A 22,932-nucleotide genomic window follows, 5' to 3' on the forward strand; every position below is an offset into this window, starting at 1 on the left:
CTTGACCAGTCATTTCACCGTTCTCAGACAGTCTCTCCGGCACCGGATTCCCCGCCCAGTCTGTCCATCAGGAAGGCACGCTCGGAACCGGTCAGCCGGCGCGCCCTTCCGGTGTTCACATCGTAGGGAGCCAGCACGGTTTCCGCGGTGACCGCCACCGCATCTTCGGCCTTCGATCCACTGTAGACAGTGTAGCCCAGAGTCAGCGACGCGAACTTCAGCTCGCGCAGCACCACCTCGACGCGGATCTCCTGGCCGTCCACCACCACCGGCGCCCGGTAGCGCACGGCCAGCTCGACCACCACCATGCCCTTGGCGAACTCGGTGAGACCGGCCTCGCCCGCCTCGCCGAACAACAGCGGCAGCCGGGCCTCTTCGAGCAACGTGACCATGTTGGCGTGGTTGACGTGCCCGAACACGTCCATATCCGACCACCGTGGCCGGACCATCGCTACGTACACCGTCAGCCTCTCGTCACCGGACCGTGCTTCGCAGTTGCCGCGCGGCCACGGACAGCGTGGCCAGGTCGAGTGTGCCCGAGCGGTTGATCTCGTCCAGCGACACCCTTGCCCTGGACAGCCTTGAGGCGTTCGTCTTCTCCCACTGCGCGATCTTTTCGTCCAGGCTGTCCTCCGGATCGCTGTTGCGCAACGCGTCGAGTGCGATCGTGCGGAGTGAGGAGTAGACGTCGTCCCGCAGCGACAACCGTGCCAGGGCATGCCAGCGGTTGCCGCGTTCCAGCGCGCTGATCGAGGTGAGCAGCCGGTCCACACCAAGGTGGGCGGACAGCGCGTAGTACAGCTCCGCCGTCTCGGCCGGGCTGCGCTCGGCGTCCAGCCCGGCCTCTCGTTCGGCCAGTTCGGCGACTTCGGTGATGTCCAGCAGGCCGTAGATGTCGAGCAGCGTCGCCGCCCGGTCCGCCAGCTCCTGCGGAACCCCTTGCCCGGCAAGCTTTTCCGCCCGTTGGCGCACCGCCTCGGCCTCGGCACCGCGCAGCAGTCCGGCCACCTTCGGCGCGAGCCCGGCGATGTTGGCGCCGAACCGGCTGATCTCCGCCCCGACCGCGAGGGGCTGCGGGCGGTTCGCGAGGAACCAGCGCGCCGCGCGGTCGAGCAGGCGCCGCGACTCCAGCAACATGGCGTCGGCGACCTCGACCGGCACGACATTGTCCAGCGTGTCGATTTCCGACCACAGCGAACCCAGGTCGAACACGCGCGCGACCACCGTGTAGGCGCGCACCGCGTCGGTCGCGGTCGCGTTCATCTCCTCGGCGAGACGGAACGCGTAGGTGACGCCCGCGCCGTCCACGACCTCGTTCACCAGCAGGGTGGTCACGATCTGACGGCGCAGCGGGTGCTCGCCGATCTTGTCCGGGAAGCGCTCGCGCAACGGTTCCGGGAAGTATTCGGGGAGGCGTTGCGCGAACACCTCGACATCGGGCAGGCCACTGGCCAGCAGGTCGTCCTTGAGGTCGAGCTTGACGTGCGCCAGCAGGGTGGCCAGCTCCGGCGAGGTGAGGCCCTTGCCCGCCTCCTCCAGCTTGGCGAGCTCTCTCCTGCTCGGCAGCGACTCCAGATCGCGGTCGAGCGCGCCCGACGATTCCAGCGCGTCCACCAGCCGCTCGTGCACGGACACCATCGCGGGCGCGTGCGCCCGGCTCACGCCGAGCACCGCGTTCTGGCGGTAGTTGTCGGCGAGCACGAGACTGCCGACTTCGTCGGTCATCTCGTGCAGCAAAGCGTTGCGGTGCTCACGCTCCAGCTGGCCGGTGGCCACCAGGTGGTCGAGCAGAATCTTGATGTTGACCTCGTGGTCGGAGCAGTCCACACCCGCGGAGTTGTCCAGCGCGTCGGTGTTGATCTTGCCGCCGGTCCGGGCGAACTCGATCCGGCCGAGCTGGGTCAGCCCCAGGTTGCCGCCCTCGGCGACGACCTTGACCCGCAGGTCCTTGCCGTTGACCCGGACCGCGTCGTTGGCCTTGTCGCCGGCGTCGGCGTGGGTTTCCGTCTCCGCCTTGACGTAGGTGCCGATCCCGCCGTTCCACAGCAGGTCCACCGGAGCCAGCAGGATCGCCCGGATCAGCTCGGCGGGCGCCATCTTCGTGACGTTGTCGTCCATGCCCAGCGCGCGGGCGACCTGCGGACTGATCGGGACGGTCTTCGCGGTGCGGGGGTAGATCCCGCCGCCTTCGCTGATCAGTGAACGGTCGTAGTCGTCCCAGGACGACCGCGGCAGCTCGAACAGCCGCCTGCGCTCGGCGAAGGAGGATTTCGCGTCCGGGTCGGGGTCGAGGAACACGTGCATGTGGTTGAACGCGGCCACCAGGCGGATGTGCTCGGACAGCAGCATGCCGTTGCCGAACACGTCCCCGGCCATGTCGCCGATCCCGACCACCGTGAAGTCCTGGCTCTGGGTGTCCACGCCGAGTTCCCGGAAATGCCGCTTCACACTCTCCCAGGCGCCGCGCGCGGTGATGCCCATGGCCTTGTGGTCATAGCCCACCGAACCCCCGGAGGCGAACGCGTCGCCCAGCCAGAAGTCGTAGCTCGCCGAGACCTCGTTGGCGATGTCGGAGAAGGTCGCCGTGCCCTTGTCCGCGGCCACCACCAGATAGGAGTCGTCGCCGTCGTAGCGGACGACGTCGGTGGCGGGAACCGTCTTTCCGTCGACGAGGTTGTCGGTCAGGTCCAGCATGCCCGAGATGAACATGCGGTAGCACGCGATGCCCTCGGCCAGGTAGGTCTCCCGGTCCACGCCCGGATCGCCGGTCGGCGCGGGCGGACGCTGGACCACGAAACCGCCCTTCGCGCCGACCGGCACGATCACCGCGTTCTTCACCGCCTGCGCCTTCACCAGGCCAAGGATCTCGGTGCGGAAGTCCTCCCGGCGATCCGACCAGCGCAACCCGCCCCGGGCGACCGCGCCGAAGCGCAGGTGCACGCCCTCGACCCGGGGGGAGTACACGAAGATCTCGTACCGCGGCCGCGGTTCCGGCAGGTCCGGCACCTGCTCCGGATCCAGCTTGAAGGCCAGATACGGCCGGGGGTTGCGCTCGGCGTCGGTCACGCGGTAGTTCGTGCGCAGAGTGGCGCAGATGACCGCGAGCAGACGGCGCAGGATCCGGTCGGCGTCCAGGCTGGTGACCGCGTCGATCATGGTGGTGATTTCGCCGACCAGCGCGTCGGCCTGCTCGTCGCGGTCCGCGCCCGCGGTCAGGTCGAAGCGGAGCTCGAACAGGCGCACCAGCGCGGTCGCGATGCCGGTGTGCGAGAGCACCGCGTCCTGGATGTACTCCTGGGAATACGGCGTCCTCGCCTGACGGAGATAACGCGCGTAGGCCCGCAGCACGGCCGCCTGGCGCCAGGTCAGCCCGGCTCGCAGCACCAGTGCGTTGAACGAGTCGACCTCGGCCTCGCCATGCCAGGCCGCGGCGAACGCGTCCTGGAAGCGGACCCGCAGATCCTGCTCGGCCTCCTGGGTGAGCTCGTCGAGGATCCGCTGCCGGATCCGCAGACCGAAGTCATAGATCCAGGACCTCGTGCCGTCCTCCCGCCGCAGCTCGTACGGCCGCTCGTCGACGACTTCGACGCCCATCTGCTGCAACACCGGCAGCACCGCGGACAACGTGACACCCTCGCCCCGCAGGTACAGCTTGAACCGCCGTTCCCCCGGCTCGGCGTCCCCAGGTACATAAAACGACATCACGAGGTCACGGTCACCCGACAGCGACTCCAGCCGCCGCAGATCGGTCAGTGCCTCGACCGCGCTGAAATCCTCCTTGTACGCCTCGGGAAACACCCCGGCATAGCGCTGGCCCAGTTCGGTCGCCGACTCCTCACCGAGCGGCCCAGCCGCCCGCCCGGCTTCGCCCGCGCGTTCCCGCCGCTCGGCCAGGATCGCCTCGACCATCAGGTCGTCCCAGCCGCGCACTGCCACGTTCAGGCGCTCCTGGATGCGCAGGGTGTCGGGCGTGATCTTGGCGGCCGGATCGGTGTGCACGACGAAATGCACCTGCGCCAGCGCGGTTTCGCCCACGCGGGTGCCGTATTCCAGCTGCGTGCCGTGCAGCTCGGCCAGCAGCACCTCCTGCATCGCCAGCCGTGAGCGGGTGGTGTAGCGGTCGCGGGGCAGGAAGACCAGGCACGAGTAGAACCGGCCGTACGGGTCACGACGAAGGAACAGTCGCAGGCGGCGGCGGTCGGACAGGGTGATCGCGCCGATCGCCGCGCTGTACAGGGAGTCCTCGTCGGCCGAAAACAGGTCGGCGCGCGGCCAGTTCTGCAGCACCTCGAGCATGCGCTGGCCGGAGAAGGACTCCATGGGGAAGCCGGCGCGGTGGATGACCTCGGGAACCTTGCGGCGCACCACCGGGATGTCCAGCACGTCCTCGTGCACCGCGCTGGTGGTGAGCATTCCCAGGAACCGGTGCTCGCCGGTCACGTTGCCGCGCTCGTCGAATGTCTTGACGCCCACGTAGTACGGGTACACCGGACGGTACACAGTGGACGGAGCGTTGGCCTGGGTCAGCACCAGGAGGTTGGGTGCCAGGACATTCGCACCCGTGTCGGGACCCGCGGTGAGACTCCGTGCGGCAAGGTTGTCCTCGCGGAGCACTCCCAGCCCCGAGGCCAGGACCGCGCGCAGCGCCGGTTCCATGCTGCCCGGCTCGGTGTCCTCGACGACCTCACACCGCCGGTAACCCAAGAACGTGAAATGCCCCCTCGCCAGCCACCGCAGCAGGTCGCCCGCCTCCGAGACCTCTTCGGCGGCCAGCGGCGGCGGACTCGCGTCCAGTTCGGCGGCGACGGCCAGCGCCGCCTGCACCATCTTGTCGGTGTCCTCGACGACCTCGCGGACGTCCGCCAGCACCGAAGTCAGGTGGGTGTCCAGTTCGCGCGCCCGGTGCGGGTCGGTGAGCAGGTCGATCTCCACGTACATCCACGACTCGGCGTCCGCGCCCTCCGGCGGGTCGGCGGCGTCCTCGGTCGGATGCACCTGGCGCAGGTTGCCGGTGAGGTCGCGGCTCACCACGACGATGGGGTGCACCAAGCGCTGCACCTGGACCCCGTCACGGGCCAGCTTCGCGGTCACCGAATCGACCAGGTACGGCATGTCGTCGGTGACGATCTGCACGACGGTGGCCTCACGAGTCCAGCCGTCTTCGGCGACCGTCGGGTTGAGCAGGCGCACGGCCGGCCGGCCCGGCACACGGACCCTGGCGAACTCCAGATGCGAACGGACCGCGCCGACGAGATCGACCGGATCGTCACCCACCACCTCTTCGGCCGGAATGTGCCGGTAGTACAGGCGGATCAGGTCGGCGATGTCCGGGGCCTGCCGGGCCGCGACCTCGATCAGCTCGTCCCGGCGCTGCTCGGGGCTCGCCAGTCCCGGCCGGGTCTGCCCGGCAGTGGTGGCGGGGCGGGACGAAACTCTTGTCGAGGTCATTTCAGGCAGCTCCACTGAGAACGGTTACGCCGAACAGCCCCACCCTAGAACCCTTTACCGTCAGCCAGGGGCCGGGCGGGCGAACAATCCGTGTGCCGCCAGCATGCTGGCCACGCTTCGCTCGATCAGGAATCGCCGCGATGGCGGCCGTTCCCCGGAACCTCACCGTTCCGGCCGTGCCCGTTGACGGTACGCGTTTCCCCGGAGTTCTGGCCGCCGAGCCGTTTGACCAGCGCGGCAGCGCTCGCGGTACCCGCCTGATGTTCGGCGAGGGCCCTGGCGAGCAGGTCGGCGAGCCCCGCGTCGGGGGGCAGGTCGTCGTCGAGCGGGGAACTCTCGGACGGGAACGGCTCACCCAGCCTGTCGTCCTGCTTGGCTGTGGCGCTGGGGAACGGGGTTTCGGACGTCGAACTAGGACTCGGTGTGTCGTCCAGTGGCAGGTCGTCGAACGGCGCGAGCGACGGGGGCAGCTTCAGCCGGGGCAGCCACTCGTTGTGCAGCAAGATCTCCGGCGCCCGGGTGGCCGGCCCTTCCTCCGCCGGGGGCTCCGCGGCTGGTTCCGGTGCGGGCGGCGCGGCGGCCGAGGGCGGCGGCTCTGGGATCTCGGCGGACGCCGTGGTCTCGGGCTTGATGTCTTCGCGTTCGGTGTCTCGTTCGGCGCGGCGGCGTCCGCCCCCGGAACCGGCACTGATCCCGAGCCGGTCCAGCACGCTCCGGGCCGCGACCGACCCGTGTTCGGAGTCGTGCCTGGTCTTGGCCCTGGAGGCAGCGTCTTCCCGACGCCGCCGCTGGAGCGGTTCCCCTTTTCGGACGGGTTCCCGCGGCGTCGCAGGCTCGCTCGCAGTCCCAGACTCCCGCGGCGTCCCAGACTCCCGCGATGCCCCAGATTCACTCGCAGCCCCAGACTCCCGCGATATCGCAGATTCGGTCCCGGCCGCGGGTTCCCGTGCTGCTGACGGTTCACTGTTCGCGGCGGTAAGTCGCCGTGGCAGCCCGCTTGCCGTGACCGCCGGTGCCCGCGTCGGTTCCGCCGCGGGCTCGGGAGCCAGTGGCGGGTCGGGCACCGCGGTCCGCGCGGGCCGTAGGGGCAGGACCGGCTTGACCGGTTCGGGCGTTTCCGCTTGCGGGCGCGCGAACGGAAGCACCTTCAGGCCCGGAGTCTCCCGTGGCGACTTGAGGCCGGGCGGTTGGACTACCGCTGCCTCGGCCGGCCGCGGTTTCGGCTCGGATTCGGGTTCCGCTGACGGCGAGCCGGCGAGGCGAGCCGCCAGCGCCGAGCCGAGCACGTCGTCGAGATCGACCTCGGCGTGACTACCGTTGCCGAACTCGCTGGACAGCAGACCCACCGCCTGTCTGCGGGCGCGCGTGTGGAGATGCTCCGCGGCGCGGCCCCGGTGCAGGCATTCGATGGCTTCGGACGGCCTGCCGAGCCGGTCCTCGACATGTGCGAGTTCCCCCCACAGCTGCGCGGTCAGCGCGTGCAGCCCGTGGCGCTCGGTACTGTGCACGCCTTCCCGCAGCACGCCGGCGGCCGCCTCGACCGATCCCGACGGCAGGAGCACGCGGGTGGCCACGGCCAGCCGGAGCCAGCCCGCGGGCGCGATCGACCCCGCGCGCACCGGCTGGTCCAGGACCGGCTGTGCGAGTTCCAGCGCGTTGGCGGTATCACCCCGGTCGAGCAGCGAGCACACCAGCTGCAGGATCAGCCGGACGCGCACCACTCCCCCGTCCCGCCGCGGATCGTCCAGTTGCTCGAGATAGCCGAGGCCGGTGCGGGCCGCGTCGGCCGCCCCCAGGACATCCCCGTGCCGGCGCCGGTGTGAGGACACCCCGACCCGCAACAGGGCCCGTGCCAACAACCGCCCGTCGCCGTCGAGACCGTCGTCGGCGCCGCACGACCGATCCGCCTCGGAGAGCGTGCGGTCCAGTTCGGGCCTACGTCCGAACTGGGACAGGCAGCCGACGAGGTGGCACAGCGCGACAGCCTTCGTCACGCCGGGCAAATCCGCCAGTTCCAGCACCGGCCGGAGCGTGGCCAGCCCGGTCAATGGCGCGCCCACGCTCCGTGCGCAAACCGCGAGGTCGGTGCGCAGCCCGGCGGCGAGCATCTGGTCGCCCAGGTCCTCCGCGGCCCGCAAGGCCGCGACCGCCCGCGCCACCGTGGCCGCACGCAGGCCCAACCTGACCCGGGCCGACACCACCACGCTCTCCGCCCGGACCCACAGCTCGCCCGACCCGGCGGCCTCCGCGAGCGCGGCCGCACGCTCGCCGAGAACCATCGCGAGCTCCGGTGCCGACAGACCGAGTGCGGCGGCCTCCTCGAGCAACAGCTCGATCGCGTAGGCCTCGCCGGCACCGGCCCTCGCCCGTCCGTTCGTACGCGGCACGAGCGGATGGGGGCGGATGTGCTTGGTGGCTACCACTCCGGACTCCGGTTCAGGCTGGCTCAAGCGGCTCACGCTGTTGTCACGGTGCGAGATCAGTCTCGGGTCAACTTGCGGTGAGTCACCCGGTGTGGCCGGGCCGCCTCCGCCCCCAAACGGTCGATCTTGTTCTTTTCGTAGCCCTCGAAGTTGCCCTCGAACCAGAACCATTTGGCCGGGTCCTCGTCGGTGCCCTCCCAGGCCAGGATGTGAGTGGCCACCCGGTCCAGGAACCACCGGTCGTGCGAGATGACCACCGCGCAGCCCGGGAACTGCTCGAGCGCGTTCTCAAGCGAACCCAGCGTCTCCACGTCGAGGTCGTTCGTCGGCTCGTCCAGCAGGATCAGGTTCCCGCCCTGTTTCAGGGTCAGGGCCAGGTTGAGCCGGTTCCGCTCACCGCCGGAGAGCACACCCGCCGGCTTCTGCTGGTCCGGTCCCTTGAAGCCGAACGCGCTGACATAGGCCCGCGACGGCATCTCGGTGTGCCCGACCTGGATGTAGTCGAGCTTGTCGGACACCACCTCCCACACCGTGCGGTCCGGGTCGATCCCGGCCCGGTTCTGGTCCACATAGGACAGCTTCACCGTCTCGCCGATCCTGGCCTCGCCCGAGTCGGGCTTCTCCAGGCCGACGATGGTCTTGAACAGCGTCGTCTTGCCGACGCCGTTCGGGCCGATCACGCCGACGATGCCGTTGCGCGGCAGGGTGAACGACAGGTCGTCGATCAGCGGCCGGTCGTCGAAGCCCTTGCTCAGGTGGCCCACCTCGACCACGACATTGCCCAGCCGGGGCCCCGGCGGGATCTGGATCTCCTCGAAGTCGAGCTTGCGGGTCCTCTCGGCCTCGGCCGCCATCTCCTCGTAGCGGTCCAAGCGGGCGCGGGACTTGGTCTGGCGCGCCTTGGCACCCGCGCGCACCCATTCGAGTTCGGTCTTGAGCCGCTTGGCCAGCTTCGCGTCCTTCTTGCCCTGCACCTCCAACCGTTCTCGTTTCTTTTCCAGGTAGGTCGAGTAGTTGCCCTCGTAGCCGACGACACGCCCCCGGTCGAGTTCCATGATCCACTGGGCTACGTTGTCCAGGAAGTACCGGTCGTGCGTGACGGCGAGGACCGCGCCCGGATAGTTCGCCAGGAACTGCTCCAGCCACAGCACACTTTCGGCGTCGAGGTGGTTGGTGGGCTCGTCCAGCAGCAGCAGGTCGGGCTTGGACAGCAGCAGCTTGCACAGCGCGACCCGGCGCCGCTCGCCCCCGGACAGATGCGTGACCGGTTCGTCGGGCGGCGGACAGCGCAGCGCGTCCATCGCCTGCTCCAGCTGGGAGTCCAGCTCCCAGGCATCGGCGTGGTCGAGCTCCTCCTGGAGGCGGCCCATCTCCTCCATCAGCTCGTCGCTGTAGTCGGTGGCCATCTGCTCGGCGATCTCGTTGAAACGGTCGAGCTTCACCTTGATGTCGCCGAGCCCCTCCTCGACATTGCCGCGCACCGTCTTGTCCTCGTTCAGTGACGGCTCCTGCTGCAGGATGCCCACCGATGCCCCCGGTTGCAGGAAGGCTTCCCCGTTGCTGGGCTGGTCGAGGCCTGCCATGATCTTGAGCACGGTGGACTTGCCGGCTCCGTTCGGACCCACGACACCGATCTTGGCGCCAGGGTAGAACGCGGTGCTGACGTCGTCGAGGATGACCTTGTCCCCGACGGTCTTGCGCACCTTTTTCATGGTGTAGATAAACTCGGCCATAGGGTCGATCGTAGAGCTCTCCCCCGCTCGACCGAACGGCGGTCACTATGCCGGCGACGTCCTTTCCGGCGGCCGGGACCGCGGCACCGCGGCCATGCTCCCGGCGGCGCCGCGGTGCCGCTGGTCAGCGCCCTGCCGCTGACCTCTCCACGCCCGGGCTGGGGAGCCTGGCGCTGTCCGTTCAGGCGACCGCCAGCGGCGCCCCCACCTCCTGACTCTCCTGACTCTCGTGGGCCGACTCCGGTGAGTGCCAGGCCTGCGGCGCCGCCCCGCCGCCTCGCTGCTCACGGTCGGCCGCCGCCCGGGACAGCACCAGGTTCGGGCCGACCGCCCATGCCTCGACCTCGGGCACGCTGCGAACCTGGCCGTCGGCACCGGAGAACTCGCTGACGAACAGCTTGCCCATGACGATCACCGGGTCGCCCCGGCGCAGGGCGGCATGGGCGGCCGAGGCCAGCTTGCGCCAGCATTTCACCCGAATGGAGAACTGGCGATGGTCGAGCCACGCGCCTTTCTCCCGGTCGTACTTGCGCTCGGTGGCGCGCAACTGGAACGTCGCGAGTGGATTCGCGTTCTCGCCCACGCGCTTGAGCGTCACATCGCTGATCACCGTGCCCACCATGGTCACCGGAGTTTCCCCTACCGTCATTGCCCTCACCCTTCCGTGTACCGGTCTTTCCTCCGTAGGACCAGACTGCCGGGGCGACCGGGGGCGGGAAAGGCCCGGCCGGTCTGCCTGTGGACAAGCGGGGTGGTGTGGACAATTCGGGGCTCCGGCGGGGAAGACCGCCGAAACTGTCGGGGCCCTGTGCTAAGCGCCGGCTTGCTCACTTGGCACCGGTGGCCGCGGAACCCGCGAGCTCCGGCGGTTTCGGGGCGGCGCGGCGCATCGCGATCCGCCGCCGCAGCTTCCTGACCATCCGGCCGATCTTCACGCCGGTACGGATCAGCAGGGAGGTCGCACCCACCCACGGCACCATGAGGATGACGATCGCGATCAGCGCGACGAGCATCACCGGGACGTTGCCGTGGCCGAAGGCCTGGGTGCAGACGTGCCAGTAACCCACCATGTTCCGGGTCGCCGTCGCCAGGTAACCGGGCAGCACGACCACCAGCCTGACCAGGGCCGCGATCAGAATGGGCACGACGAGGCACACCCAGACCGTGATGGCCACCCGGACCCGCCGCCGGAGGTTGGCGATCGCCGGGTCGGGACCGCGCCGGAGGATCACCTGCCGCACGACCCGCGGAATCTGCTCGAAAAGATTGGGTACGCCCACGATGTCGCCGAGGATGTAGTACCCGTCGAGGCGGACCAGCGGCAGCAGCTGCTGCAGCATCTGGAGGTGGATGACCGCGATCATGGCCGGGATGGCGGCGAAATGGGTCAAAAGGTATATCGCGCCGAGAAACACGATGAACACGGCGTTGAAGTAGATTCCGCCCAGGTCGGTGCGCAGCCGCCCCCGCCGGTCGAGCCGGTAGGCGTCGTTGACGTTGGTGTAGAAGGCCGGCACGTAGACCAGGATGCCCACGCCGATTCCGCCGGGTTTCCCGCCGCCGTAGTGGCAGCCGGCGGCGTGCCCGCATTCGTGGAACAGCGTGTTGACCAGCGTCACGCCGATCACTGACAAGGTCAGGAAAGGCGAGCCGACCGACAGGGAGATGGAGGCGCCGGCGTGCCCGTTGGCCACCAGCCAGACATCCAGGATGAGCAGCGCCAGCGCGACGGAGGCCACGATCGGTGGGACGAACATCGGAGCGAAGAACGCGGCCAGGCGGCGGACGACCTTCGCCGGGATCAACTGGCGATGCAGGTGCAGCGCCAGCAGGGGGTTGGCCCGCGGCGGCGACTTGACCTGCTCGCCCAGAGTGACCAGGCCGAGCGGCTGGAGCTTGCGTTCGATGAGGTACTGCACCGCCTCGGACGTGAGCTCCGCGCCATGCGTCTCGCCGGCGTGCTCGGCGACCTCGGCCAGGGTCCGGTCGCCGGTCACGGCGCCCAGGACCGCGTACAGCATCGGGGTCACCATCACCATCTGGTCGTCACCCCGGGAAACCAGGTAGCGCGGCTCGGAGTAGCCACCGCCTTCGTATTCGCCGAGGAGAGACACGCCCTCGGCACGGCGGGGAACGGCCGTCTCGTCGACGGGCGTCGTGCCGTCAGGATCCGGCGGGGCTTCGGGAGGCGGTGTGGATACCTGCCGCGGCGGGATCTGTTGCGTCATTGAGCTTCCTTCTCGCCCGCCCAGCTGACCGGCGGCGGGATGTCGGTATGTCCGTGGCTGCCTGACAGCGGCTTCCGCGTCGTGGGAAGGGGGCGGTGGCCGGAGGGACCAACCTCCGGCCACCGCCGCCTCGGCTAGGCTCGGACGATGCGGCACAAGCCTGGCCGAGGGTGGACGGTGGGCCACCGGTGTCGGAGTCGGGGCAGAGCCCGGCGGCCCATCCGCCCTGCTGGATCAGTCCTCCTCGAGCTCCGCCTTCACGATGGCGACCTGGGTGGCGTGCGCGTCCGCGTCGCCCTCGCCCGTCTCCGCTTCGGCGACGTTCGTGGGGTTGAAGTCGATGTCGATGCTCTGCAGGGCCTCGCGGGCCGGGAGCAGCTCGACGTCCTGCAGGTCCAGCATCGAAAGAAGGGTCATTTCTTTTTCCTTTCAGCGGATCATCGATTTCCTCGCACCCGGTCGGTTTCTCCCGGTGCCCCACCAGTAAGCCAGCCACCCGTCACCACGTCGTCACCACATTTCGAGTCCGTTCGTCGTGCGTATTCCACCATCCCTTCCCCGCAAAAACAAAAAAAGGGAGCGGCCCCCGAGCCGCTCCCTTTCCGTGGAATACACCCACCCCGTTGCCGGGCGGGCCGAACTACGTCCGTACCAGTCAGTCGACGTCGACGAACTGGCCGGCCACCGCGGTGGCGTCGTCGCCCGCGATCGCGATCGCGATGTTGATGGGCACGACCACGTCGATGTCGAAGCCGCTGAGCGCGTTGCGGGTCGGCAGCAGTTCGACCTTCTCGACGTCGAGCACGGACGGCGAAAGACGGTTTCCCTTCACGGAATCTCCTTTGTGGTGTCGGGTGGTGAGGTGCGGACACGAACACGGGCCGCCGGTGGTATCGCCGCGCGATCGACCGGCGGCCCGCGATCAGTCATCGATCAAGGTCAGTCCTGGTCCACGTGGATGTTCTGGATGGCGACCGCCACCGCGTGGTCCTCGCTGTCCGCGATCGCGAAGTTCGTGACGTCGATGACCGCCACGTTGTCACCGCGGGAAAGCGCCTCACGCGCGGGCAGCAGGTCGGCGTCCTGCAGGGACAGTTCCTGCATCGACACTTAGGTCATTGTCCGTTCTCCTCTCGGGAGTTTCCTCGTCGTGCCCGGCGGAAACCGTGCACACGACAATTTGACGCAGGCCCAGTCACGCCAGCGTCACTTTTGAACCCGCTTACCCGAGAAAATCTCCGGAAATTCCGGAACGCTCTAGAAAACGGCCAGTGGTTTCGGGCCGCCACAATAGAACTCACCGGACGGACCGCCGTACGAGGCGGACTCGCCACTTTCGTACGGAATATTCAGAACGGCCTTGGCGACGTCGGCCACAGCGCCCGGCGACGCCGTCTGCAGCGCCGCTCGGTGCGGCAGCAACTCGGCGTCCCGCACGAGAAACTCGTACCTCGGCGCGCTCATCTGGTTCTCCTTTCTGCTCTGCTCTCCAGCTACGGCCGTCGCCGCACGAAAAAGATTGGCCCGCACTCGTCACCAAACCGTCACGAACGCGTTGCTGCCGACAGAAATTGAGACGTTCGAACCGTACGCTGGCTCAATCTAGCGAATTCGCGGCCCACGATTTCCTGCGGCGTGGGCATTCGCGTCCGGCGAGAGGTGCACCGATGTCGCGGATCGAACCGAACACACATCAGCCGAACGACGGCGCGGGCGGGCCCAGTCCGGACTCGACCTCCAACGGCGTCCTGGTCATCAGGTTCTGGCGAGAGTACCCGGGTCCCGGAGGCTTCCGCGCGCGGGTCAGCCGGACCGCCGACATCGCGCACAAGCCGCGAAGCAGCAACCTGGTGACCTCCGTGGACGAGGTCCGGCGCCTGGTCGAGGCCTGGCTGCACGAGTGCGCGAGCCAATGAGCCGGCCGGCGGCACCACGTGGGGGAGGGCGCTCCCATCAAAAGGATGAAGTCGCGGTGGGCACCCGGAGCGGTACCGGAGACCGATTGAAGCCCACCGGTCAGGGAGGTAGCGTGATACGAGGTATTACTTCGCCGAGCAGCTTCCATAGACGTGGCAAGGAATTCGGCGGCGAGCATTGTCCTGGACCCCGACAGTCAGCCCCAGCACGAAGCGATGCCGGAGTGGCGCGAGGGCGGTATGGGTTTGTCATTCCTGCCTTTACCGGCTGTGCGAGGGGTGGTGACCGGCGCATCCATCCGCCGCCGGGTCCCTGCTTGCCGGCGGACCACGCCGGCGTCCACCGTGGATTCCGCTCGATCGTTTCGCCCCGGCCCGGGTGCGGCGGCCTGTCATCGAACGTCATGGAAGGAAGACAATGACACGGATTCCGAGTCAACGGAGCGGATGGCCGAGATTCGACGGACCGGGCGACGGGTACCAGCTCACCCTTCTCGGGGGATTTTCCTTGCGCCGTAGTGGTTCCGTGGTTCGGCTGGCGCCGAGCGGGCAGCGCCTGCTCGCGTTCCTCGCACTCCATCAACGCCATCCGCGCGGCTACGTGGCCAGCATGCTGTGGCCGGAACAGTCCCAGGAGCACGCGCTGGCCAGCTTGCGCACCACGCTGTGGCGGGTGCGTTCCCGTGCGTCGGAAGTACTGTCCCCCACCCGGCACGACGTCGCGCTCCACGCGAGCGTCACAGTGGACATTCAGCAACTGGCCGAGTTGGCGCAACAACTTCTCGAGGGGAGAGGACCGAAGCCCACCGACCCGCACGGCGTGCTCGAGGTGCTCGCCTCACCCGGCGAGTTGCTGCCCGGCTGGTACGACGACTGGGTGCTGATGGAACGTGAACGGGTGCGGCTGCAACATGTCCGCGCACTGGAATCTCTCTCCGAACAACTCCTCTCCGAGCAACGACCGAGCGACGCACTCCGTGCCGCGCTCACCGCCACGGCCCTGGAGCCGTTCCGGGACAGCGCCCACGCGGTGGTCGTCCGCGCGTACCTGAGCGAGGGCAACACGGCCGAGGCGATCCGGCACTTCCGGCACTACCGTTCGCAGTTGCTCGAAGAACTCGGCGTCGAACCGTCGCCCGCGCTGCTGGAGTTGATCCACCCGCACCTGACCGGAATCGTGGGCTGAGGTGTCAGTCGTCACCGGATGTGCCGCGAGTCCCCTTGCCGACCGTCGGTCCTTCGGCGAGTTGCCGGAGCATCGCGTTGTAGGCGGCGAGATCGGCGTCGCCGCTCGCCGCCTCGCGACGATCGTTTCGCCGGGCCTCGCGGTCGTCCGCCCGCGCCCACTGCACCAGCAGGGCGATCAGCACGAGCAGTACCGGCGCCTCGCCCGACGCCCACGCGATACCGCCGCCCAGCCGCTGGTCGGCGAGCAGGTCGACCCAGGGCAGGTGCAGGGACTGGTAGAACGTCTCCCCGATGAGAGTCTGTTTCGACATCAGGATCACGCCGAAGAAGGCGTGGAACGGCATGGCGGCGAACATCATCCCGAGCCGCCCCAGATGCGGCAGCCGGCGCGGCGAGGGATCGATGCCGATCACCGGCCAGTAGAAGACGTAGCCCGCCAACAGGAAGTGCGCGTTCATCAGAAGGTGCGCCCAGTGGTAGTTCAGCGCGTTGTCGAACAGGCCGGAAAAGTACAACAGGTAGAACGAGCCGACGAACAGCAGCAGCGCCACGACGGGATGGGTGAGCACCTTCGCCACCGGGGAACGGACGAACGCCAGCAGCCACTCCCGCGGTCCCGGTGGCGCGTCCTTGCCCGCCACCGGGAGTGCACGCAGGGCGAGCGTGACCGGGCCACCAAGCACCAGCAGCACCGGCGCGACCATGGACAGCAACATGTGACTGACCATGTGCACGCTGAACACCGCCGGTGAGTAGCGGCCGACGCCCGACGACGTCGCCAGGAGGATGACAACGCATCCGGCCAGCCACGAAACCGTCCGTCCGGCGGGCCAGCCGTCGCCGCGGCGGCGCAGCGTGCGCACACCGGCCAGGTACAGCACGGCGAGCACGATCGCGGCGGTGCCGTAGACGAGGTCGAACCGCCAGTCGAACAGCAGGCGCGGCACGGTGGGCGCGCCCGGAAGGTCGTAGCCGATGAGCAGTTCGGTGGTGGACGGTCGGGTGATCGTGTCCGGCGGTGGCGGAGTGCGAGACAGCGCGGTCGCTATGCCGATCGTGACGAACATGACGAGCAACTCGACCGAGGCCAGGCGCAGGAGCTGCCCGCCGCCCTTGCCGTCGGTCAGCGCCCGCACCCCCCGCGCCCGCTGCTGCTGGCCGAACACGCCGAGCACGAGCAGGGCCACGATCTTGGCGAGCACGAGCAGGCCGTAGCCGGTGGTCAGCAGGTCCGCCAGGGAGATCCGGACCAGCGCGTTGATGACGCCCGAGACCGCCATCACCACCCAGCAGACGAGCGCCAGCCGGGAAAACCGGGTCGCGGCGAGCGTGAGGTGCTCGCCGCGCCGCCAGCCGTGCGCCAGCAGCGCGAACAGGCCGCCAACCCACAGTGCAGCAGCGACAAGGTGGTAAAGCAGGCTGTTGGTGGCCACGTCGTGCGAGCCGCCACCGGCCGAGTGACCGGTCACGGCAACCGGGGCGAGCCCGAACACCGCGACGAAGAACAGCACCGCGGTCCAGCCCCAGGACAGCGCCACCCGGCAGCCCACCGCGACCAGCAGCGCGATCGCCGCGGTGACCAACCAGGCCTTCGGTTGCTCTATGGCGTCGACGAGATCGAGCAGGACCTGGGGCGAGAACAGCTCGGTGACCGGTTTGCCCGCGCCGTCCGCGGCGGAGAACAGCACCGAGACGATCGCCGCGGCGAACCACACCCACGCCGCGATCCCGGCGGTCCGCAGCGCCGCGTAGCCGTCCCGTGCCAGTACCCGGGACCGCTGCGGGGGCACCAGGAACGCCGCCAGCAGCAACGAACCGACGCACACCACCGAGGCGGCGTCGGCGAGCACGCGCACCACGCCGATCCCGTAGTGGGTGAGCTGGCCGGGATCGGGCAGGCCGGCGAGCACGGACGTGGCGCCACCGGAGAGGGTGAGCAGGGCGACCGCGACGACCGCAGCGAGAAGCACACTGACCAACAGCAGTGGCAGCGCGCTGACCCTGCGCCGGGAGGGGGTTTCGGTGGCCACGCTACGAGACTAGGCCCCCGCGGCGGGCCGTTGCCCGGGCGGTGAGCTCACGGTGACGTGCGCGACCTGCGCCGATCGCGGCAGGGGCGATCAGCGCGGCCAGGACGCCCACCATGACGAAGGACGCCGACAGTGACGTCAGCTGGGCGATACCGCCGATGAGCGGCGGGCCCGCCAGAAAGCCGCTGTAGGCGATGGTCGTGACGAACGCGATCTCCCGCTCTCCCCCGCTGTCGTCGGCGCGCTTGCCCGTGGCTCCCGCGAGGCCGAGCGCGATCGGGAAGGCTGCGGCCAGCCCGGCGCCGGCGAGCCCGAACCCGGCGAACGCCGGCCCGGCCGCCGGCACCGTCGCGGCCAGCAGCAGGCCGCACCCGGCGAGCAGGGCACCCACGACCAGGGTCCTGGTCGCGCCGAACCACCGCTGCACCCACGAGCCGAAGACCCGCGTCACCGCCATCGTCAGCGAGAATCCCGCGAAGGCTAGCGCCGCGACGCCCTGCCCGACGTGCTGCTCGGTGACGAGGAGCAGGGCGGACCAGTCCGAGCCGGCTCCCTCGGCGACGGCTGAGCACAACGCGATCGCGGCCAGCAGCCAGAGCACCGGTCGCCGGGAGGGCGCGATCCGGCCGGCGCTGTCCGCGTGGCGGTCCTGCGGCACCGCGCGCGGCAGTCCCCGCAGCACCAGCAACAGGGTCACCAGCATGGCCCCCGAAGCGACCGCGAAATGCCGCCCGGCCGGCCAGCCGTGTGCGGCCGCGAGTCCCGCGGCGGCCGAGGCGAGCAGGCCACCGAAACTGAACCCGGCGTGGAACAGCGGCATGATCGGTTTGCCGATCCGGCGTTCGACCCCGGCCGCGCCGATGTTCATCGACACGTCGAGGGCTCCGACGGACACACCGATGCCGGTCAGCGCCACGCCGAGCAGCGGCACCGAGCCGACGAGCCCCGGCAGTGGCAGGCACAGGCAGGAAAGCACCGTCGCGCCGACCATGATCGAGCGGGCGCCGAACCGCTCGGCGAGCCGTCCGGCCACCGAGGCCGCGACGACCATGCCGGCACTGGACCCGAGCAGGGCCAGGCCGAGCATGCCCGGGGCGGCGTGCACCTGCTGGCTGATGGCGGGTATCCGGGGAGCCCACGTGCCGTACACCGCGCCGTTGAGCCCGAACACCACGAACACCGCGACCCGGTCGCCGACCACGTGCATCCCCCTTCCTTTCGGTTGTTTCACAATGGCTTAAGCGCTTCAGAAAGTCCAGCGGGTAGACTGCGCGGATGGCAGGTACCCGGCGGCGGCCGACCCTGGACGACGTCGCGAACGCAGTCGGCGTCTCCCGCGCGACGGTTTCCAACGCCTACAACCGGCCGGACCAGCTCTCCGCCTCCCTCCGGGACGAAGTGCTGCGTGCGGCCAGGCGCCTCGGGTACGCCGGGCCCGACCCGATCGCGCGCAGCCTGGCGACCAAACGCACCGGCGCGATCGCCTTCATGCTCGACACCGGGCTGTCGGCGGCGTTCTCCGATCCCGCGCTGTCGATCACGCTGGACGCGCTGGCCACCACGGTCGACCCCGAAGGACACGCGCTGCTGCTGTTGCCCGGCGGGCACGACGGCGGCCCACCCGCGGACCGGGTGCTCACCGCCCAGGCGGACCTCGCGGTGGCCTACTCTCTGGCGGACGGCGCGCCGGCCCTGCGTGCGGTGCGCCGCCGCGGCCTGCCGCTCGTGGTCATCGACCAGCCGGTGGTACCCGGCTCGGCGCGTGTCGGCGTCGAGGACCGCGCGGGTGCCGCGGCGGCGGCCAGGCATCTCCTGTCGCTCGGTCATCGCCGGTTCGGCATCCTGTCCGCGCAGTGCCTGTCCACACCGAGAGGCGGTCCGCTCACCGCGGAGGAGGCGCTGCGCTCCCGCCAGCTGTACAACCGCGAGCGGATGGCCGGCTACCTGGACACGCTCGCCACGGCCGGTGTCGACCCTGCCGGCGTACCGATCTGGGAGACATCCGGCCTTTCACGGGAACACGCGATGAGGGACGCCTGGGCTCTGCTCGACCGGGTGCCGCGGCCTACGGCATTACTGTGCATGTCGGACGAACTCGCGCTCGCCGCGCTCGCGGTGGCGAATCGGCACCAGCTGGCGGTACCCGGCGACGTGTCCATTGTGGGCTTCGACGACACGCCGCCGGCTCGCTGGGCCGAGCCGGGGCTGACCACGGTCCGGCAGGACCTGGCCGGCAAGGGCAGGCTGGCCGGAGAACTGGCGCTTCACCTGCTCCGCGGCGGCCAGCCACCCAAACCCACGACTCTGGACGTCGAACTCGTGGTCCGTGGCTCGACCGGCCCGGTTCACTAGCAGAGCTTCCCTGGCGCCGCAACACGTTTTCGTAATCTGTGGATATCCCGTTCACGATCGGGTGAGACGCGAATACTTATCCACAGAATGCGAAATACGGGCTGACAGCATTGCCGCGAGACGGCATTGTGGACGGTGTGCGGGGGATGCGGCCACAACGGACCGCACCGCATTTTCCGAGGGGAGTCGAAAACCATGATCTCGAAGTTGCGCGCCCACCTGCCCCGGTTGCTCGTTTTCGCCGCATTCGGCCTGCTGGGCGGAGCGGGAATCGCACAGGCAGACCCGGCGTCGCCGCCCTCCGGCCGCCCGGAACTTGCCTGTCAGCAGGGGGAATTCTGCACGTGGACAAGCGAGCTCTACAGCGGCACCATGCAGCGTTTCGACCTGCGGACCGTGAATCCGGAGGAATGTGTGGTACTGCCGGACGACGTCGAGGCGAGGTCTTTCGCCAACCGGCTGGACCGCGATGTCACGGTTTACCAGGACGTCGAATGCACCACGGAGGGCGATTTCATCACATACCCGGGGCACGATACTTTCGCACCCCACTCACCGTTCCTGGTACGCGCGATAAAAATCTGGGAGTAATCGCGGGAAACCATTCACCGCGTCCATTTACCACGCCACGATCGTCGCTCAATGGATCCGCGGCCATTGGCGACTCCGGTCCCCGCCGATAGCCAGGGCACCGGTCGTCCCTCCTGGGGAGAACGCCGGGCGCCCGGGGCCGTCCCCAGCCGGCCCCACCCCGCGGGCGCGCCACCGCCCCAGTCTCCGGGCGCGCCCGCGGGGCCCTGGCCGGCAACGTCACACGCGTGTTCGGCAGCCCAGACCACGAACCAGATCCATTTGCCCGACAGGCCAAAATTACGAGCCGATCCATTCCCCGACATGCGAGGTCCCCTGGTGGTCCCCTGGGGCGTCTCATGCCCCTCTTTTCCGGCGCTGACGGCCGAACTCGCGCATGCCGAACGCGTAACCCGCACCACGAAAGCCCGACCCGCCCGTCGCGAAAACCCGACTCGCACGTCGCGAAAACCCGACTCGCACGTCGCGAAAGCTGGACTCGCGCACCACGAAAGCCCGACCCGCACACCACGAAAGCCGGACCCGCACGTCGCGAAAGCCCGACTCGCCCGTCGCGAAAGCCGGACTCGCGCGGCGCGAAAGCCGGACTCGTGCGCTCGGCGAGCGCATCACCCGCGCCTGCGACGAGTCGTCGACATTTCGCGCCGGTGTTGCTACGGTTGCCGCCGTGACTGCCGGGTCGGCGAACAGCCGTGAGCGGACGGGATTCCCGGCCACTCCATGATTGTCCGGCGGGCCAGGAGCCCGCCGCCTTCTTTCGCGTTTCCCTTTACCACTGAACGGTTCGCCGCGGGATTGTCCGCGCGCGGAAACGCGGAAACAGCGAAAGGAGGTGAAGTATGGCCCACCCGGAGGTCTCCCGTGCCGCCTGGGCGGAGTTCCTCGCCCAGCATGGCGACGGTGGCGTCCTCAGCGCGACGGTGACGAAGGTCCTGCCCTTCGGTGCCCTGCTCGAGGTCGCTCCCGGAATCGGCGGGCTGCTCCCGCGGTCCGCCTGGTCGGCGCAGCCGGAAACCGGCTCGACCATTTCGGTCCGAATCGCGAATCTCGACGTCGAAAACCGGCGGATGAGTTTCGTGGCCGCCTGACGACACGAGATGCGGTGTGCGGGGCAGATCGGCACTGCCCCGCACACCCCCGAACCTAGCTGCCGGCAGCCTCGGCGGCGTCCTGCTTGAGCACATCGGCGACGACACAGGTGATGTTGTCCGGGCCGCCGGCCACGTTGGCCAGTTCGACGAGCCGCCGGACGGTTTCCTCGGGGTCGGTGTTCGCGGCCAGCACCTCGCGGATGTCCTCCGGCATGGCCACGTCGGACAGGCCGTCGGAACAGATCAGCAAGCGGTCGGCCACGTGTGCTTCGACCAGGAACAGGTCGGGGTCCGCGTCGCCACCGCTTTGCAGGGCGCGCGTCAGCACCGAACGGCTCGGGTGCGTGGCGGCGACCTCGGGGGTGATCTGGCCCTGGTCGACCAGTTCCTGGACCACCGTGTGGTCCCGGGTGATCTGTTCGAGCGCGCCGTCGCGCAGCAGGTAGGCGCGGGAGTCACCGACGTGGGCGACGGCGAACCGGGTGCCGTCCCAGTGCAGGACGGTCAAGGTGGTCCCCATCCCGCGCAGCGCCGGGTCCTCCTCCGCGAGGTCGGTGAGCCTGTGCACCGCGTCCCGCACCGCGCCGAGCAACTCCTCCAGCGGGTCGGCCTCCTCGGTGCGGCGCTCGTCGAGGTCGGCGATCGCGGCGATCGCGGCCGAGCTCGCGACCTCGCCGGCGACGTGCCCGCCCATCCCGTCGGCGATGGCAAGCAGGCGCGCGCTGGCGTAGACGGAGTCCTCGTTCGCCTCCCGCCGCTGGCCGACGTCGGAAGCCACGGCATACCGGAGCGTCAGTTCCATACGTGAAGTAAAGCAGTGGCCGACCGGGCGCGGCACGGCCTCTACCCCACCAACGCATGGACGGGCTCGATGATTTGGTCGTTGACCCACCGCGCGAGGCCGGTTCGGAGCGGCATCGGCAGGTTCAGCGCGAAATGGGTGACCCCCACGTCGGTGAGCGAGAGTACGGCTTCGCGCGTCCGCCGCGGATCGTCGTAATGCACGTGGGTCTGCACCGAACGGATGATCTCCGCCGGGTCACGGCCGATGGTCAGACAGTGCTCGTCGAGGACTCGGCTCCGCCGGGCGACGAACTCGACATCGTTGTGCGGCGGCCCCGGCACGTTCCAGACGTCGGCGTACTGGGCGGCCACCCGCAGCGTTCGCGTACCCCACCCGCCGATCAGCAAGGGCGGTCGCCGGAGCGGTTTCGGTTCACACCGCACGCCGGCCAACCGGTAGTAACGCCCGGGAAAGTCAAAGATCTTCTCTGTCCACATGCGATGGATGAGCGCGCACGACTCGGCCAGCCGCCCGACGCCTTCGGCGGGAGGCGGCAACGGGAGCCCGTAGGCGCGGTATTCGCGAACCGCGAGCTCCTGCCCCGGACGGGGATGGTCGGTGGCTCCCACCCCGAGCCCGAGCACCATCCGGCCGCCGGAGATCACGTCCACCGTCGCGGCCATCTTGGCGAGCACGGCGGGAGGGCGCGCCAGGTTGCCGGTGACCAGGAGCCCGAGCTCGAGCCGCCGGGTCTGCGCGGCCAGCGCGGCGAGCAAGGTCCAGCCTTCGAAGGCGGGCCCGTGCGGGTCGCCGAACAGCGGCATCAGGTGGTCCCACAACCAGCCGTGCTCGATCAGGGGAAGATCGTCCGCCTCCCGCCACACCCGCACCAGCTCGTCGTACCCGGTGTGCACCGGCACCGTCTTGATTCCGAAGCTCGCTCGCCCGATCATGGCGATCCCCATTTCATTAGCTTGCTATCGTTAGCTGGCTAGCGAAGTTACCCGACGGGTCGCCAGCAGGCAAGCGGCAATCGTTAGGCTCGTTCCATGACCGAGCTCCTGACCCTGTTCAGGCGCGCGCACAAGCTGCTCAGCGCGGCTTCCGACGAGGCGATGAGCAGGCACGGGGTACGCCTGGGACAGAAC

General features: G+C 69.3%; 19 protein-coding genes. 5 read left to right on the top strand and 14 right to left on the bottom strand.

Going from position 1 to position 22,932, the window contains the following annotated elements; all coding sequences use genetic code 11:
• Positions 1–23: 23 nt before the first annotated feature.
• From VJT49_RS05085 to VJT49_RS05130, 10 genes are all read right to left on the bottom strand, one after another.
• Complete coding sequence (locus VJT49_RS05085; protein ID WP_324163511.1) at positions 24–425, bottom strand: thioesterase family protein; 402 nt, start codon at positions 423–425, stop codon at positions 24–26.
• A 49-nt stretch (positions 426–474) separates the two neighbouring features.
• Complete coding sequence (locus VJT49_RS05090; protein WP_324163512.1) at positions 475–5,448, bottom strand: NAD-glutamate dehydrogenase; 4,974 nt, start codon at positions 5,446–5,448, stop codon at positions 475–477.
• A gap of 125 nt (positions 5,449–5,573) precedes the next feature.
• A complete protein-coding gene (locus VJT49_RS05095) occupies positions 5,574–7,727 on the bottom strand; it encodes a hypothetical protein (RefSeq protein ID WP_414635827.1) in 2,154 nt (717 codons plus the stop codon).
• 200 nt (positions 7,728–7,927) lie between these two features.
• The gene (gene ettA / locus VJT49_RS05100) at positions 7,928–9,604 is read right to left on the bottom strand and encodes an energy-dependent translational throttle protein EttA (RefSeq protein ID WP_324163514.1); all 1,677 of its coding nucleotides are present in this window, start codon (positions 9,602–9,604) and stop codon (positions 7,928–7,930) included.
• Between the two features lie 181 nt (positions 9,605–9,785).
• Entirely contained in the window at positions 9,786–10,253 is a 468-nt protein-coding gene (locus VJT49_RS05105) for a single-stranded DNA-binding protein (protein WP_324163515.1), read from the bottom strand.
• A gap of 178 nt (positions 10,254–10,431) precedes the next feature.
• Entirely contained in the window at positions 10,432–11,832 is a 1,401-nt protein-coding gene (locus tag VJT49_RS05110) for a hypothetical protein (RefSeq protein WP_324163516.1), read from the bottom strand.
• Between the two features lie 234 nt (positions 11,833–12,066).
• The gene (locus tag VJT49_RS05115) at positions 12,067–12,249 is read right to left on the bottom strand and encodes a hypothetical protein (RefSeq protein ID WP_324163517.1); all 183 of its coding nucleotides are present in this window, start codon (positions 12,247–12,249) and stop codon (positions 12,067–12,069) included.
• Between the two features lie 238 nt (positions 12,250–12,487).
• Positions 12,488–12,664 carry a hypothetical protein gene (locus tag VJT49_RS05120; protein ID WP_324163518.1) on the bottom strand — a complete coding sequence of 59 codons (177 nt, stop codon included), beginning with the start codon at positions 12,662–12,664 and terminating at the stop codon, positions 12,488–12,490.
• Between the two features lie 107 nt (positions 12,665–12,771).
• Positions 12,772–12,942 carry a hypothetical protein gene (locus tag VJT49_RS05125; protein WP_324163519.1) on the bottom strand — a complete coding sequence of 57 codons (171 nt, stop codon included), beginning with the start codon at positions 12,940–12,942 and terminating at the stop codon, positions 12,772–12,774.
• 147 nt (positions 12,943–13,089) lie between these two features.
• Positions 13,090–13,296, bottom strand: coding sequence for a hypothetical protein (locus VJT49_RS05130; protein ID WP_324163520.1), 207 nt, complete (start codon positions 13,294–13,296; stop codon positions 13,090–13,092).
• Between the two features lie 203 nt (positions 13,297–13,499).
• On the opposite strand from VJT49_RS05130, the gene VJT49_RS05135 reads away from it, so the two are divergent.
• A complete protein-coding gene (locus VJT49_RS05135; RefSeq protein ID WP_324163521.1) occupies positions 13,500–13,748 on the top strand; it encodes a hypothetical protein in 249 nt (82 codons plus the stop codon).
• A gap of 508 nt (positions 13,749–14,256) precedes the next feature.
• Positions 14,257–14,934, top strand: coding sequence for an AfsR/SARP family transcriptional regulator (locus VJT49_RS05140; RefSeq protein ID WP_324163522.1), 678 nt, complete (start codon positions 14,257–14,259; stop codon positions 14,932–14,934).
• A 4-nt stretch (positions 14,935–14,938) separates the two neighbouring features.
• On the opposite strand, the gene VJT49_RS05145 is transcribed toward VJT49_RS05140, so the two are convergent.
• Both VJT49_RS05145 and VJT49_RS05150 read right to left on the bottom strand, forming a co-directional pair.
• Positions 14,939–16,966 carry a cytochrome c oxidase assembly protein gene (locus VJT49_RS05145; protein WP_324163523.1) on the bottom strand — a complete coding sequence of 676 codons (2,028 nt, stop codon included), beginning with the start codon at positions 16,964–16,966 and terminating at the stop codon, positions 14,939–14,941.
• A gap of 1 nt (position 16,967) precedes the next feature.
• Positions 16,968–18,173 carry an MFS transporter gene (locus VJT49_RS05150; protein WP_324163524.1) on the bottom strand — a complete coding sequence of 402 codons (1,206 nt, stop codon included), beginning with the start codon at positions 18,171–18,173 and terminating at the stop codon, positions 16,968–16,970.
• Between the two features lie 68 nt (positions 18,174–18,241).
• Between VJT49_RS05150 and VJT49_RS05155 the strand changes: the two genes are divergently transcribed.
• The 3 genes from VJT49_RS05155 (at position 18,242) to VJT49_RS05165 (ending at position 20,997) form a co-directional block, all read left to right on the top strand.
• Positions 18,242–19,318 carry a LacI family DNA-binding transcriptional regulator gene (locus VJT49_RS05155; RefSeq protein WP_324163525.1) on the top strand — a complete coding sequence of 359 codons (1,077 nt, stop codon included), beginning with the start codon at positions 18,242–18,244 and terminating at the stop codon, positions 19,316–19,318.
• A 195-nt stretch (positions 19,319–19,513) separates the two neighbouring features.
• Complete coding sequence (locus VJT49_RS05160) at positions 19,514–19,909, top strand: peptidase inhibitor family I36 protein (protein WP_324163526.1); 396 nt, start codon at positions 19,514–19,516, stop codon at positions 19,907–19,909.
• 839 nt (positions 19,910–20,748) lie between these two features.
• The gene (locus VJT49_RS05165) at positions 20,749–20,997 is read left to right on the top strand and encodes a S1 RNA-binding domain-containing protein (RefSeq protein WP_324163527.1); all 249 of its coding nucleotides are present in this window, start codon (positions 20,749–20,751) and stop codon (positions 20,995–20,997) included.
• A 55-nt stretch (positions 20,998–21,052) separates the two neighbouring features.
• Here VJT49_RS05165 and VJT49_RS05170 read toward each other — a convergent pair whose 3' ends face one another.
• Both VJT49_RS05170 and VJT49_RS05175 read right to left on the bottom strand, forming a co-directional pair.
• Complete coding sequence (locus tag VJT49_RS05170) at positions 21,053–21,802, bottom strand: Stp1/IreP family PP2C-type Ser/Thr phosphatase (protein ID WP_324163528.1); 750 nt, start codon at positions 21,800–21,802, stop codon at positions 21,053–21,055.
• 41 nt (positions 21,803–21,843) lie between these two features.
• Positions 21,844–22,749 (bottom strand): LLM class flavin-dependent oxidoreductase, encoded by a 906-nt coding sequence (locus tag VJT49_RS05175; RefSeq protein WP_324163529.1) that lies wholly within the window; start codon positions 22,747–22,749, stop codon positions 21,844–21,846.
• Between the last annotated feature and the right edge of the window lie 183 nt (positions 22,750–22,932).

Origin of the sequence: Amycolatopsis sp., assembly GCF_035276945.1 — a bacterium.
Lineage (GTDB): Bacteria > Actinomycetota > Actinomycetes > Mycobacteriales > Pseudonocardiaceae > Amycolatopsis_E.